Origin of the sequence: Micromonospora zingiberis (assembly GCF_004331455.1) — a bacterium.
GTDB classification, from domain to species: domain Bacteria; phylum Actinomycetota; class Actinomycetes; order Mycobacteriales; family Micromonosporaceae; genus Micromonospora; species Micromonospora zingiberis.
On record NZ_SJJR01000005.1, the window covers coordinates 138,779 to 152,752 of the forward strand.

Here is a 13,974-nt window from a genome sequence, read left to right on the forward strand (position 1 = left end):
ATGGGGGAGCTACGCGGCACGCACGTGCCGGTGCTGCTTGAGCGGTGTCTCGAGCTGCTCGCCCCCGCACTGGGCCGGGCTGGGCGCACGGTGCACGTCGACGCCACGCTGGGTCTGGCCGGTCATGCCGAGGCGGTCCTACAGGCGCATCCGGAGACGATCCTGGTGGGCCTGGACCGGGACACCGAGGCACTCGCCCACGCCCGGGTACGGCTGGCCCGGTTCGCCGATCGGGTCCACCTGGAGCACGCCGTCTACGACGAGCTGCCCGAGGTGCTCGACCGGCTGGGCTATCCGACCGTCGATGGTGTCCTGTTCGACCTCGGCGTTTCCTCGTTGCAGCTCGACGCGCCCGACCGCGGGTTCGCCTACGCACAGGACGCGCCGCTGGACATGCGGATGGACCAGACCCGGGGGGTGACCGCCGAAGAGGTGGTCAACACGTACACCCATCCGGAGCTGGCCCGGGTGTTGCGGGTGTACGGCGAGGAGAAGTTCGCCGGCCGGATCGCCTCGGCGATCATCCGGGAGCGGGACCGGGGCCGGATCACCTCGTCGGCGCGGCTGGCCGAGCTGGTTCGGGAGTCCATACCCGCACCAGCCCGACGAACCGGTGGACACCCGGCAAAGAGAACGTTTCAGGCTTTGAGGATCGAGGTAAACAGGGAACTGGCAGCGCTGGAGACGGCGTTGCCCGCCGCCCTGGACCGACTTTCCGTCGGCGGTCGCCTGGTGGTCCTGTCCTACCACTCGCTGGAGGACCGGCTCACCAAACAGGCGCTCGCCGACCGGGTCCGGAGCACCGGCCCGGTCGACCTCCCGGTCGAACTGCCCGGGTCGGAGCCGACGTTCCGGCTACTCAGCCGGGGCGCGGAGCTGCCCGGGGAGGCGGAGGTCGCCGCCAACCCGCGGGCCGCCTCAGTGCGGCTGCGGGCGGCGGAACGGATCGACCCGCAGGCCCGGCAGCAGGGGCGTACCGACCGCGAACGGTACCGCCGCCGGGTCAAGGCGATGCACCAACCGGGGACGGGAACGGCCACCGGATCCGAACCGGATCCACGGCGGGGGCCGGGGGAGACGACGGACGAAGAGGGGGAGGGAACATGAGCGTGGAGAAGCGCCGGAATGTCGCCGGCGTCGGGCAGCGCGTACCGCGGTCGGGGGGCCGGATCGCGGCGGAGCGGGCCCGGGGAACCGGGGAGACCACCCGGCGTACGGATCGGGTGAGCCGGCTGGAGGAGACTCGCGCCCGGGGGGCGCGCGAGTTCCCCACCCAGGGCAGCGCCGCCCTGCGTCCGGTCGAGCGGGCCGGCACCGAGCCGCAGCGGACGGAGTCGCCGCGACTGCGGGTCGCCCCGCCGCCGCCGGTACGGGTGCCCCGGGCGCCCTTCGCGGCACTGGTCGTGGTGCTGGTCGTCGGCGGGGTGCTGGGCATCCTCGCGGTCAACACGAAGATCAACGAGAATGCCTTCCGGTTGCTGGAACTCCAGCAACAGCAGGCCAAGCTCGACGTGGAGCAGCAGCAGCTGACCAAGCAGATCGCCGAGGCCGAGGCGCCGGGCAACCTGGCCGCGCAGGCCCGCAAGCTGGGGCTCGTCGAGTCCGGCGAGCCGGCGCTGATCCGGCTGCCGGACGGCAAGCTGCTGAGCGTGCCGCAGCCGGCCGGCGGGCAGGCGTCGATCACGAGCACCCAGGGCGCGGAGGGGTAGGCCGTGCCGCCAAGATCGGATGATCCGCGCCGGGATGCCACAGGCTCCCGGCGCGGATCGTCCCGTGAGCCGGGTGAGCGGAGTGCGTCGGGGCGTGGTGCCGGGGAGCGGGGCGCGGAGTCGGGCATCGGAGGCATCTCCGACGCCCGCGCGTACACCCCCCGGGGGCGCACCATCCGCGAGGGGGCCAGCCCGGCGGGCGGCCGGGCCGAGCAGCGGCGTACGCCGCGCAGCAGCCGGTCACAGGATCCGTTCCGGCCGGCGTTGCAGGTCCTCGACGGCGGCCGGGTGGCCGGCCGGCAGCCCGGCCCGGCCCGTCGGGACGGCGGCGCCGGACGGTCCGGCGTGGTCCGTACCGTCACCGCCCGCATCCCCGGCGACGAGCCGGCGGCCGCCCCACCCCGGCGCCGGGTCGCCGGTCGGGAACCACGTCGCCCGGACCGCCCGCCCGCCCGACGGGCCCCCCGCAAGCCACCCCGCCCGCCCCGGCTCGCCGACCCGAATCGCCGACTGCGACTGGGTACCGCGCTGGCCATGGCCATGTTCGTCGCGATCGGAATCCGGCTCGTCGTGCTCCAGACGGTCGACACACCGGCATACGCCGACGGCGGTCGGGCCGACCGGCTGCGGACCGTGCAGTTGCCCGCGCCGCGCGGGGCGATCTACGACCGGGACGACGCGGCCCTGGCCCACAGCGTCGAGGCCCGCTACGTGTACGCCGATCCCACCCAGGTGACCGACATACCGGCGACCGCGCGGACCCTCTCCCCGCTGCTGGGCATCCCGGCCTCGGAACTGGCGAACCGGATGCAACCCCGCAAGCGGATCAACGGCGTCGACTCGCGGTTCGAGTACCTGGCCCGTGGGGTGGACATCGCCCGCGCCCGGGAGATCGTCGCGCTCGACCTGCCCGGCATCTACACCCAGCGGGACGAGCGCCGCGAGGTGCCCGGCGGTGACCTGGCCGCCAACCTGATCGGCTTCACCAGCGACGACATGGCCGGGCTGGAGGGGCTGGAGGCGCGCTACGACGACCTGCTGCACGGCGAGGACGGCGAACGGGTCTTCGAGATCGGCCTCGGTGCGCCCATCCCCGGCGGCTACAGCCGCACCACGCCGGCCAAGCCGGGCAGTTCCCTGGGGCTCACCATCGACCGGGATCTGCAGTACGTCACCCAGCGGATCCTCAGCGAGCAGGCGAAGGCGGTGCAGGCCAGCACCGCGGCGGCCATCGTGCTGGACGCCCGTACCGGCGAGGTGCTGTCCCAGGCCAGCCACCCCACCTACAACGCCGCGAAGCCGCTGCCCAGCGAACCGACCGACCGGGAGGACGCGGCCACCAGTTTCGTGGTCGATCCGGGCTCGGTGCACAAGGCGATCACGTTCGGGGCCGCCCTCCAGGAAGGTGTGATCACCTCCGACACGTCGTTCCCGGTGGCCAACGCCATCCGCAAGGGCGACACCTGGTTCCCGGACACGCACTTCGCGAACGGCCGGCGGATGAGCGTGGCCGGGATGATGGCCTACTCGTCCAACGTCGGCACCATCCAGATCGCCGACAAGCTCGGCCCGGAGCGGCTGCTCGACTACCAGCGGCGGTTCGGCCTGGGCAAGCCGACCGGGGTCGGCATGCCCGGTGAGGCCAGCGGCCGGCTGCTGCCGTTGTCGGAGTGGAGCGACTCGTCGCGCGGGTCGGTGCCGATCGGGCACAGCGTGGACGCCACGCCGTTGCAGATGGCCGCCGCGTACGCCGCCATCGCCAACGACGGCACGTACATCCAGCCGCACCTGGTCAAAGAGGTGATCGGTCCGGACGGAAAGCGGACCGCGACCGAGGCACCGACGACCCGCCAGGTGCTCAGCCCGGACAACGCCGCCGCGTTGCGGACGATGATGGAGGCGGTCACCACCGTGGAGAACGCCACCGGCCTGGCCGCGGCGGTCCCGGGCTACCGCATCGCCGGTAAGACCGGCACCGGCTACCGGCTGGTCGACGGCAAGAAGCAGCCCGGCGACGTCGGCTCGTTCATCGGCATGGCGCCGGCGGAGAACCCGCGGTACGTGATCGCGGTGTTCGTACACAGCCCGAGTGGCGGTGGCGGAAAGGTCGCGGCCCCGGCGTTCCGGGACATGATGACCTTCACCCTCCGGCACTTCAAGGTACCGCCGTCGGCCGAACCGGCGCCGAAGTTCACCGTGTTCCCTTAGTGAGCGTCCGGGAACTTGGCAGGGTGCATGGTCACAACGCGGTGAAGCGTGGCGTGTAGTGGATCGATATGAGGCGAGCTCCTGGTAGATCGGCGGTTGTCTAGGCCAGCCGTTTACCAGGAGCTCGTCGTGTCATTGTCGCCTGCGTGTGTCTGCGTGTCCTGCCCGGCCCACCCGGGCGGCGTGTCAGCGTCGTCGACCTGCGGGTTCTACCCGTCGTCCTCGATGACTGACGCCCAGTGGGCGATCATCGAGCCGCTACTGCCCGCGCCGGGCAACGCCGGCGGGCGGGGCGGGCGGCCGGAGAAACATTGCCGTCGCCTGGTCCTGGACGCGATTTTCTACCTGGTGCGGGGCGGGGTCGCGTGGCGGCAACTACCGGTCGGGTTCCCGCCCCCGAGCACCGTCTACGACCGATTCCGCGCCTGGGCCAAGGCCGGCGTGTGGCAGGCCGTCCATGACGCGCTACGCGATCTGGTCCGTGTCTACGAGGGCCGCGACCCGCAACCGACCGCGGCGATCATCGACTCCCAGTCGGTGCGAGGCGCGGACACCGTGCCCCGCACCAGTCGCGGATACGACGCCGGCAAGAAGATCAACGGAACGAAACGACACCTTGCCGTGGACACCGGCGGCCTGCTCCTGGCCGTGGTCGTCACGATGGCCGGACTCCAAGACCGCGACGCCGCCCACCGGCTCCTCGCCCGACTCCGTGAACGCTTCACCAGCATCACCCTGGTCTGGGCCGACGCCGGATACACCGGACGACTCCTCATCTGGTCCCGAACCGTCCTGCAGCTGAGCGTCCGAATCGTCACACGCACCGAGCCAGGCTTCGTCGTCCTACCCCGCCGCTGGGTGGTCGAGAGAACGTTCGCCTGGATCAGCAAACATCGCCGCTGCGTACGCGACTACGAAACCCGACCCGACCACCACGAAGCCATGATCCACATCGCCATGATCATGACAATGACACGCCGCCTCGCCCGCACCGGCAACTGGTAATCAGAGTTCCCGGACGCTCACTTAGGGCGGTCGGGCGGATACCGGGTCGCCGGCTCAGGTGATCTGCGCCGGTGAGTCGATCCTGCCCGCTGCGCGCAGCCCTCGCCGACCTGCGGTTCGACTCCCTGTGGCGGAGATTCAGGCGCGCCGTGCGGCCCGGACCGGGCGACCGGGTAGGGTCTGACGCCGTGCGCGGCAATCCTCGTCCCCGTACCGTGACCGGAATCCGGCTCGGTGACCTAGCCGCCCGGCTCGCCGTGGCGTCCCCCACCAACGCCGATCCGGTGGTGACCGGGGTGACCCACGCGAGCCAGGAGGTCCACCCTGGCGATCTGTACGCGGCCCTGCCCGGCGCCCGCCGGCACGGCGCGGAGTTCGTCGCCGCCGCGGCGGCGGCCGGCGCGGTGGCGGTGCTCACCGACCCGGCCGGCGCCGACCTGGCCGCCGACCACGGTCTGCCGACCCTGGTGGTGGCCGACCCGCGTGCGGTGCTCGGCACCCTCGCCTCGGCCATCTACGGTGATCCGACCGAACAGCTGACCGTGATCGGGGTGACCGGCACCGCCGGCAAGACCTCGACGGCGTACCTCGTCGAGTCGGGGCTGCGCGCTGCCGGGCACACCACCGGGCTGATCGGCACCGTGGAGACCCGCCTCGGCGACCTGGTGCTGGACAGCGTCCGGACCACGCCGGAGGCGACCGATCTGCACGCGATGCTCGCGGCGGCGGTGGAGCGCGGGGTCACCGCCGTGGTCATGGAGGTGTCCAGCCACGCCCTGGCGATGGGTCGGGTCGGCGGGGTGCGGTTCGACGTCGGGGGCTGGACCAACTTCGGCTCCGACCACCTCGACTTCCACGCCGACTCGGCGGACTACTTCGCGGCCAAGGCCCGCCTGTTCGACGGCCGCTGCGCCGTCGAGGTGCTCAACCATGACGATCCGGCGTTGAAGGACCTGTTCAAGCCCGCCACGGTCAGCTTCTCGGCGGCCGGTGACCCGGCCGCCACCTGGTGGGCCGAGCACGTCGGCGGCACGGGGTACGCCCAGCGGTTCACCGCCCACGGCCCAGGCGGGCTGGTGCTGGACGCCGGGGTGGCGCTGCCCGGGCGGCACAACGTGGCGAACGCTCTGCTGGCCATCGCCCTGCTGGTCGCCGCCGGGGTCGACGCGGCCACTGCGGTGCGGGGCGTGGCCGACTGTGGCGGCGTACCCGGCCGGTTGGAGTCGGTGGGGGTGGCCGGCGGAGTTCGCGGAGTCGTCGACTACGCGCACAAGACCGACGCGGTGGTGGCCGTCCTGGCCGCGCTGCGTGAACTCAGCAGCGGCCGGCTGATCTGCGTGATCGGTGCGGGGGGTGACCGGGATCGGGGTAAGCGGCCGACGATGGGCGCCGCCGCCGCGGAGGGGGCCGACGTGGTGCTGGTGACCGATGACAACCCGCGTACGGAGGAACCCGCGGCGATCCGCGCCGAGGTGCTGGCCGGCGCGTGCGGGGCCGGCACGCAGGCCCGGATCGTCGAGGTGGCCGGGCGGCGCGCGGCGATCGACGAGGCGGTCCGCCAGGCCGCCCCCGGCGATGTGGTGGCGGTGCTCGGCAAGGGCCACGAACGGGGCCAGGAGATCGCCGGTGAGGTGTACCCGTTCGACGACGTGACCGAACTGGCCGACGCGCTGCGGGCCCGCTTCGGCAGCCTGGGAGGCCAGCGATGATCGCATTGAGCCTGGCCGAGATCGCGTCGGCCGTCGACGGGCGGCTGGTCGCCGCCGACCCCGCCGCGCAGGTCGTCGGCGCGGTGGAGTTCGACTCCCGCAAGGTCGCCTCCGGCGGTCTCTTCGTCGCCTTCGACGGCGAGAAGGTGGACGGGCACGACTTCGCCGGTACGGCTGTCGAGGCGGGTGCGGTGGCGGTACTGGGCAGCCGCGAGGTGCCCGGCGTGCCGATGGTCATCGTCGCCGATCCGCTGACCGCGATGGCCCGGTTGGCCCGGGCCGTGGTGGACCGGCTGCCCGGGCTGACCGTGATCGGGTTGACCGGTTCGTCCGGCAAGACCACCACCAAGGACCTGATCGCCCAGCTGACCGCGCGGCTGGGGGAGACGGTGGCGCCGCCCGGGTCGTTCAACAACGAGCTGGGCCATCCGTACACCGCGTTGCAGGCCGGACCGTCGACGCGCTACCTGGTGCTGGAGAAGGGCGCCCGGGGCATCGGTCACGTGCGGTACCTGTGCGAGGTGGCGCCGCCGCGCATCTCCGTGGTGCTCAACGTCGGGGTCTCGCACATCGGCGAGTTCGGTTCGCAGGAGAACATCGCGCTGGCCAAGGGTGAACTGGTCGAGGCGTTGCCGGCGGACGGCCTGGCGGTGCTCAACGCCGACGATCCGCTGGTCGACGCGATGGCCAGCCGTACGGCGGCCCGGGTGGTCCGCTATGGCGAGGCGGCGCACGCCGACGTGCGGGCCGTGGACGTGACGCTGGACGAGCGGGGGCGGCCCGCGTACACCCTGGTGACGCCGGAGGGCAGTGCGCCGGTGCGGCTCGGGCTGACCGGGCGGCATCAGGTGTCCAACACCCTCGCCGCCGCGGCGGTGGCCCGTGAGCTGGGCATGCCGCTGGCCGAGACGGCCATCGCGCTGGGCGCGCTGGGTCTGGTTTCCACCCGTCGGATGGACGTCTTCGAGCGCACCGACGGGGTGACCGTGATCGACGACTCGTACAACGCCAACCCGGCGTCGATGGCGGTGGCGCTGCGTGCGCTGGCCGGCGTCGGAGCGGGACGGCGTACGGTCGCGGTGCTCGGCTACATGGCCGAGCTGGGTGAGTTCGAGACGCAGGGGCACGCCGACATGGGCCGCCTCGCGGCCGAGCTGGGCGTCGCCCGGCTGCTCGTGGTCGGCGAGGCGGCGGCGCCGATCCACCACGGGGCGACATCGGTAGGTGACTGGGGAGGAGAATCGGTGCTGCTCACCGATCAGGCGGCGGCCGTCGAGGTGCTGCGCAGCGAGCTACGGCCGGGCGACGTCGTCCTGGTGAAGGGGTCCCGGTACCGGACCTGGGAGGTGGCCGACGCGCTGCGTGCCGACGCCGTCGGGGCCGGTACGGACACGCCGGCGGCCGGGGGTGGCGCGGCGTGAGAGCGGTCATCGTGGCCATCGGGGTGGCCTTCCTCGTCTCGCTGTTCTGCACCCCGATCGCGATCCGGGTCTTCACCCGGCTGAAGGCGGGCCAGCCGATCCGGACCGACGGTCCGCAGATGCACCAGGGCAAGAAGGGCACGCCGACCATGGGCGGCGTGGTGTTCATCCTCGCCACCGTGATCGCGTACGTCGCCGGTCACCTGGCGTTGACCACCCTGCCGGACGCGCAGATCGCCCAGGTCGAGCCGACCATCACGGCGCTGGTGCTGCTGGGCTTGATGGTCTTCTGCGGCGCGGTCGGTTTCATCGACGACTTCCTCAAGGTGCGCAAGCGGCACAGCGGTGGCCTGAGCGCCCGCGGCAAGCTGCTCGGACAGATCCTGGTCGGCGCGGTGTTCGGTGTGATCGCGCTCTGGTTCCCGTCCACCATGACCGACGCCTCCGGCGCGGTGACCAACACCGAGACGGTCGGCAGCACCACGCTGAGCTTCATCCGGGACATCCCGGCGCTGGACGTCACCAAGATCGGCGCGGTGATCATCTTCATCTTCGTGGTGATGGCGGCGACGAACGGGGTGAACCTCACCGACGGGCTCGACGGCCTGGCCACCGGTGCGTCGGTGATGGTCCTCGGGGCGTACGCGGTGATCGCGTTCTGGCAGTACCGGCACTGGTGCGCCGACCCGGCGTACACCGCCAACCCGAACAACTACTGCTACACGGTGCGGGATCCGCTGGAGATCGCGCTGATCGCCGGGGCGGCGGCCGGGGCCTGCGTGGGCTTCCTGTGGTGGAACACCTCGCCGGCCCGGATCTTCATGGGCGACACCGGCGCGCTGGGCCTGGGCGGACTGATCGCCGGCATGGCGATGTCCACCCGTACCATCCTGCTGCTCCTGATCATCGGTGGCCTGTTCGTGATCATCACGATGTCGGTGGTCATCCAGATCATCTCCTTCAAGACCACCGGCAAGCGGGTGTTCCGGATGTCCCCCCTCCAGCACCACTTCGAGCTGGCCGGCTGGAGCGAGGTCAACATCGTGGTCCGCTTCTGGATCATCGCCGGTATCGGCGTAGCCATCGCCCTGGGCCTCTTCTACAGCGACTTCCTAGCCAACATGGGCTAACCCCCCACCCCAAACCCCCTTCGTTGGGGCTGATCAAGAAGTTTGCGTCGGGATTCCGGCCGCTCGGTGACGCAAACCTCTTGATCAACCCGGGCGAGGGGCAGGGGTGGGGGTGGGTGGGGTGGGTGAGGCAAGTGCGACACGCCGAGTGGGGGATACCGGCGGTGTGGGGTGCCGGCAGCGGCGATGATGGCGCTGTGGGGGAGGCGCGGGAAGAGAGCGGCGTGGAGTCGGGTGGCCGGCGGCGGAGTGGCGGTGCGCCGGGCCGGGCCGGTGGGTCGGGTGCGGGCGGCGGGATGCCGGGCGAGGCTGCCGGTACGGCGGGCCGGGCTGCGCGGGCCGGCACCGGAGTGCGGACCGATGACGCCTCGCGTTCGGCGGGGTCGGGCCCGGGGGGTGCTTCGCGGACGGCCGGATCGGGTTCGGGAAGCGGCTCGCGTTCTGCGGGATCTGGTTCGGGGGATGGCTCGCGTTCTGCGGGGTCGGGGGAGGGCTCGCGCTCGGCGGGAGCGGGGGATGGCTCGCGCTCGGTGGGGGCGGGCGCCGCCGGCGGTACGGGGTCCGACGGTGGGCCGTGGCGCGGGCTGGACGCGGTGGGCGGGCTGGCCGCGTTGCGGGGCCTGCTGGCCCGGCCGCTGGCCTCGTACCATCTGCTGCTGGCCAGCTCCGGGCTGCTGCTGCTGATCGGCCTCACCATGGTCTTCTCGGCCACCAGCGTGCTCGACTATGCCAGGGACGGCAACGCCTCGGCCTCGCTGACCAAGCAGGCGATCTTCGCGGTGATCGGCATCGTGGCGTTCTGGGTGTGCCAGCGCCTGCCGGCCCGCACCTACCGGGCGCTGGGCCGGCCGACGCTGGCCATCGCGGTGGGGCTGCTGGTGCTGCTGAACCTGTTGGTGGCGTACGGGCGGTTGACCGGTGCGCCGGCGCGGATCGGGCCGCTGGAGGCCGGGCTGCTCGGGCTGTACGTCGGTAGTGTCGGACTGCAGCCCTCCGAGCTGGCGAAGTTCGCGCTGGTGCTGTGGGGGGCGTACGTGCTGGCCCGCAAGGGCGCGGCGCTGGGCTGGTGGCGGGAGTTGGCCACCCCGCTGTTCCCGGTGGTGGGCCTGATGTTCGTCCTGGTCGGCTACAACGACCTGGGCAGCATGCTCTGCATGCTGGCGCTGGTCGTCGGCCTGCTCTGGGCGGCGGGGGTGCGGTTGCGGGTCTTCGCCACGCTCAGCGCGATCGGGTTGGCCGGCATCGGCCTGCTGGTCGCGGTGGCCTCGCTCGGCGCCGGCTCCGGCGTCCGGGGCGAGGAAAACTACCGCCTGCAACGACTGACCATGTTCATCAGTCCACCACCGCTGGAGCAGTGCCGGGAGGAGCTCTGCTACCAGATGGTGCAGGCCCGCTACGCCATCGCCAACGGCGGTTGGTTCGGCACCGGGCTGGGCCAGGGGCGCAGCAAGTGGGACTGGCTGCCGGCGGCCGAGAACGACTTCATCTTCGCGGTGATCGCCGAGGAACTCGGCGTGGTGGGCTGCGCCGTGGTGGTCACCCTGTTCGCCGTGCTCGCCTACACCGGCCTGCGGATCGCCCGGCGGGTCGACGATCCGTTCCGGCGGCTGGCGGCGGCCGGGGCCACCGCCTGGCTGATCGGGCAGGCGTTCATCAACATCGGCGGGGTGATCGGGCTGCTGCCGATGACCGGCGTACCGTTGCCGTTCATCTCGGTCGGCGGTAGCGCCCTGGTCGTCACCCTCGCGGCGGTCGGGATGCTGGCCTCCTTCGCCCGCGCGGAACCCGATGCGGCGCGAGCGCTGCATGCCCGTCCGCCCGCCCGGTGGGTCCGACTAGTGTGGGCTCCGTTGCCGCCGCTTCCCGGTCGGCGTCGCGCTGCGGCGCCGTCGACGGCTGCCCGGGGGGCCGTACCCCAGGCACGCAAGCGGCGCAGGGACGAGCAGGCCGTACCGCGCGGCGCCCGGGACACCCGGGGCCGTGGCGGATCGGCGGACGAGAGGAGACGTTGATGGGTCCGCTGCGTTCGGTGGTACTCGCGGGCGGTGGCACCGGGGGGCACATCTACCCGCTGCTCGCCTTCGCCGACTGCCTGCGCCGGCACGACCCCGGCGTCCGGGTCACCTGCCTCGGCACACCGAAGGGCCTGGAGAACGAGCTGATCCCGCCGGCCGGCTACGACCTGCGGAACATCCCGGCGTACCAGCTGCCCCGTTCGATCAACATGAACCTGGTCCGCACGCCGGGCCGGATGTGGACCGCGGCCCGCGCCGCGGGCAAGATCATCGAGGAGGTACGCGCCGACGTGGTGGTGGGCTTCGGCGGGTACGTCTCGGTGCCGGCGTATCTGGCCGCCTGGCGGCGGGAGCTGCCGATCGTGATCCACGAGGTGAACGTGCCGCCGGGGGTGGCCAACCGGCTGGGCATGAAGTTCACCAAGCATGTGGCGGTGGGCTTCCCGCACCAGCCCGTGCAGGCCGAGTCGCTGCGTGACGCGCGGGTGGTCGGCGTACCGCTGCGGCGCAGTATCGCCGGGCTGGACCGGGTGGCCATGCGAAGCGCCGCCCGCGCCCACTTCGGGCTCCGCCCGGACCTGCCGGTGCTCTTCGTGGCGGGCGGCTCGCAGGGCGCCCGGTCGATCAACCTGGCGGTGGCCGGCGCGGCCAAGGAACTGGCCCGCAACGGCATCCAGGTGTTGCACGTGATGGGTGCCCGCAACGAGCCGGTGCCGATCCCCACCGACCTGCCGGTGCCGTACGTGACCCTGCCGTACCTGTCCGACATGGACGCCGGCTACGCCGCCGCCGACCTGCTGCTCGGCCGGGGCGGCGCGATGACCTGCGCGGAGGTGGCGGCGATCGGTCTGCCGACCATCTACGTGCCGTACCCGCACAGCAATCAGGAGCAGAAGCGCAACGCGCTGCCGGTGGTCGAGGCCGGCGGCGGCCTGCTGGTCGACGACGGCGAGCTGACCCCGGACTGGCTGGAGCGTACGGTGATCCCGCTGATCCGCGACCCGCAGCGGCTCCAGGCGATGGGCGCCGCCGCCGCGGCCTACGGCCGACGCGACGGCGACGAGGCGCTGCTCAACTTCGTCTACGAGGCGGTTTCCCAGTGAGCGCGAGGAGTGAGCCGGGTTTGCGAGCCCCGCAGTCGCGAACGAAGGTTGGTTCGGTGAGCGCGAGGAGTGAGCCGGGTTTGCGAGCCCCGCAGTCGCGAACGAAAGGTTGGCGCCGATGACCACGTTCAGCCCGGCCGGCACGCTGACCGCCGAGGATCTGGGTCACATCCACCTGATCGGGGTGGGCGGGGTCGGCATGAGCGGCCTGGCCCGGCTCTTCCTCACCCGGGGTCTGCCGGTCTCCGGCAGCGAGCTGCGCGAGTGGCCGTCGCTGGCCGGGTTGCGGGCGCTCGGCGGGACCATCCACATGACCCACGAGCCGACCAACCTCGACGGTGTCGACACGGTGGTCTACTCCTCGGCCATTCCCGCCGACCATCTGGAGATGGTCGAGGCGCGCGAGCGTGGCCTTCGGGTGTTGCACCGTTCCGAGGCGCTGGCCGCCGCGATGACCGGCCGGCGCACGGTGGCCGTGGCCGGCACGCATGGCAAGACGACCACCACCTCCATGGTCACCATGGTCTTCCAGCAGGCGGGTGTCGATCCGTCCTTCGTGATCGGTGGCGAGATCTCCGAGGTGGGTTCGGGCGCGCACCACGGCACCGGCGAGTACTTCGTGGTCGAGGCGGACGAGAGTGACCGCTCCTTCCTCATCTACCGCCCGTTCGTCTCGATCGTCACCAACATCGAGGCGGATCACCTGAACACCTACGGCGACCTGGCCAACCTGGAGGCCACCTTCGCCGAGTTCGCCCGGCTCACCGACCCGGACGGCTTCATCATCACCTGCGCCGACGATCCCGGTGGGCGGCGGTTGGCCGACACGCTGCGCGCCGAGGGGCGCCGGGTCTACACGTACGGCGAGTCCGCCGACGCCGATCTGCGGCTGAGCGAGATGGCCTCCTCGGCGCAGGGTGTGCGCTACCTCGCCCACATCGACGGCCGTTCGCTGGGGGAGTTCCGGCTGCCGGTGCCCGGCCGGCACATGGGACTCAACAGCGCCTCGGCGGTGCTGGCCACGTACCTGCTGGAGCTGCCGCTCGCGGCGGCGGAGGCCGCGCTCGCGGCCTTCCCCGGCGTGCGCCGGCGCTTCGAGCGCAAGGGGGTCGTCGACGGTGTCCTCGTCTACGACGAGTACGCCTACCACCCGACCTCGATGACCCTGGCCCTGCGTACGCTGCGCGAGGTGGCCGGCGACGGCCGGCTGGTCGTCGTCTTCCAGCCCTATCGGCTCTACCGCACCCGCGATCTCCAGTCGGAGATCGCCGAGGCGCTGGCGATCGCCGACGAGCTGGTGTTGCTGGAGGTCTTCGGCCCGGGTGAGCAGCGGGGCCCGGGGGAGGGGTCGGCGGCGCTGGTCGAGGCGGTGGCGTTGCCGGCGGAGCGGAAGGTCTTCGTCGACTCCTGGGACGCCGTGCCGGCGGAGGTGGCCCGCCGGGCCCGCCCCGGCGATGTGGTGGTGACGATGGGTGCCCCGCCGATCTCGTTGATGGGTGACGAGTTGTTGGCCGCGTTGAGCGCGCGTACCGCCGATCCGCAGGCGCCGGCCGGCACGGTCGCCGGTGGGCTGGCCGGCGGATCGGCCAGCATCGGCGGGACGGTTCCCGACGCCGGCCGCGACGGCGCGACGCCCCGGGTGGAATGAGTCCCGGCCCGGCCCGTGGGCGCGGC

10 protein-coding genes are annotated in these 13,974 nt (G+C 72.3%); all 10 read left to right on the forward strand.

Annotation, left to right across the window (positions count from 1 at the left end):
- Nucleotides 1–1,107, forward strand: a complete 1,107-nt coding sequence (rsmH, locus tag E0H26_RS10095) for a 16S rRNA (cytosine(1402)-N(4))-methyltransferase RsmH (RefSeq protein ID WP_131303479.1) — start codon at nucleotides 1–3, stop codon at nucleotides 1,105–1,107.
- Nucleotides 1,104–1,709 (forward strand): cell division protein FtsL, encoded by a 606-nt coding sequence (ftsL, locus tag E0H26_RS10100; protein WP_131303318.1) that lies wholly within the window; start codon nucleotides 1,104–1,106, stop codon nucleotides 1,707–1,709. Before rsmH ends, ftsL begins: the two co-directional genes overlap by 4 nt.
- A gap of 3 nt (nucleotides 1,710–1,712) precedes the next feature.
- Nucleotides 1,713–3,917 carry a peptidoglycan D,D-transpeptidase FtsI family protein gene (locus E0H26_RS10105; protein WP_131303319.1) on the forward strand — a complete coding sequence of 735 codons (2,205 nt, stop codon included), beginning with the start codon at nucleotides 1,713–1,715 and terminating at the stop codon, nucleotides 3,915–3,917.
- A gap of 225 nt (nucleotides 3,918–4,142) precedes the next feature.
- Complete coding sequence (locus E0H26_RS10110; protein WP_131303320.1) at nucleotides 4,143–4,922, forward strand: IS5 family transposase; 780 nt, start codon at nucleotides 4,143–4,145, stop codon at nucleotides 4,920–4,922.
- A 149-nt stretch (nucleotides 4,923–5,071) separates the two neighbouring features.
- Entirely contained in the window at nucleotides 5,072–6,631 is a 1,560-nt protein-coding gene (locus E0H26_RS10115) for a UDP-N-acetylmuramoyl-L-alanyl-D-glutamate--2,6-diaminopimelate ligase (protein ID WP_206025012.1), read from the forward strand.
- Nucleotides 6,628–8,052, forward strand: coding sequence for a UDP-N-acetylmuramoyl-tripeptide--D-alanyl-D-alanine ligase (locus E0H26_RS10120; RefSeq protein ID WP_131303322.1), 1,425 nt, complete (start codon nucleotides 6,628–6,630; stop codon nucleotides 8,050–8,052). The genes E0H26_RS10115 and E0H26_RS10120 overlap by 4 nt, the downstream gene beginning before the upstream one ends.
- Nucleotides 8,049–9,182, forward strand: coding sequence for a phospho-N-acetylmuramoyl-pentapeptide-transferase (gene mraY / locus E0H26_RS10125; protein WP_131303323.1), 1,134 nt, complete (start codon nucleotides 8,049–8,051; stop codon nucleotides 9,180–9,182). The genes E0H26_RS10120 and mraY overlap by 4 nt, the downstream gene beginning before the upstream one ends.
- 602 nt (nucleotides 9,183–9,784) lie before the next feature.
- The gene (locus tag E0H26_RS10130; protein WP_240742108.1) at nucleotides 9,785–11,194 is read left to right on the forward strand and encodes an FtsW/RodA/SpoVE family cell cycle protein; all 1,410 of its coding nucleotides are present in this window, start codon (nucleotides 9,785–9,787) and stop codon (nucleotides 11,192–11,194) included.
- Nucleotides 11,194–12,300: an undecaprenyldiphospho-muramoylpentapeptide beta-N-acetylglucosaminyltransferase gene (gene murG / locus E0H26_RS10135; RefSeq protein WP_131303324.1), complete on the forward strand. Its 1,107-nt coding sequence runs from the start codon at nucleotides 11,194–11,196 to the stop codon at nucleotides 12,298–12,300. The genes E0H26_RS10130 and murG overlap by 1 nt, the downstream gene beginning before the upstream one ends.
- Nucleotides 12,301–12,418: 118 nt before the next feature.
- Nucleotides 12,419–13,948, forward strand: coding sequence for a UDP-N-acetylmuramate--L-alanine ligase (gene murC, locus E0H26_RS10140; protein WP_131303325.1), 1,530 nt, complete (start codon nucleotides 12,419–12,421; stop codon nucleotides 13,946–13,948).
- Nucleotides 13,949–13,974: the final 26 nt, after the last annotated feature.

Bases quoted from the DNA above. Each gene is read 5' to 3' on its own strand.
- murG (WP_131303324.1), top strand. From the start codon at position 11,194: ATGGGTCCGCTGCGTTCGGTGGTACTCGCGGGCGGTGGCACCGGGGGG.
- rsmH (WP_131303479.1), top strand. From the start codon at position 1: ATGGGGGAGCTACGCGGCACGCACGTGCCGGTGCTGCTTGAGCGGTGT.
- E0H26_RS10120 (WP_131303322.1), top strand. From the start codon at position 6,628: ATGATCGCATTGAGCCTGGCCGAGATCGCGTCGGCCGTCGACGGGCGG.
- murC (WP_131303325.1), top strand. From the start codon at position 12,419: ATGACCACGTTCAGCCCGGCCGGCACGCTGACCGCCGAGGATCTGGGT.
- E0H26_RS10110 (WP_131303320.1), top strand. From the start codon at position 4,143: ATGACTGACGCCCAGTGGGCGATCATCGAGCCGCTACTGCCCGCGCCG.
- ftsL (WP_131303318.1), top strand. From the start codon at position 1,104: ATGAGCGTGGAGAAGCGCCGGAATGTCGCCGGCGTCGGGCAGCGCGTA.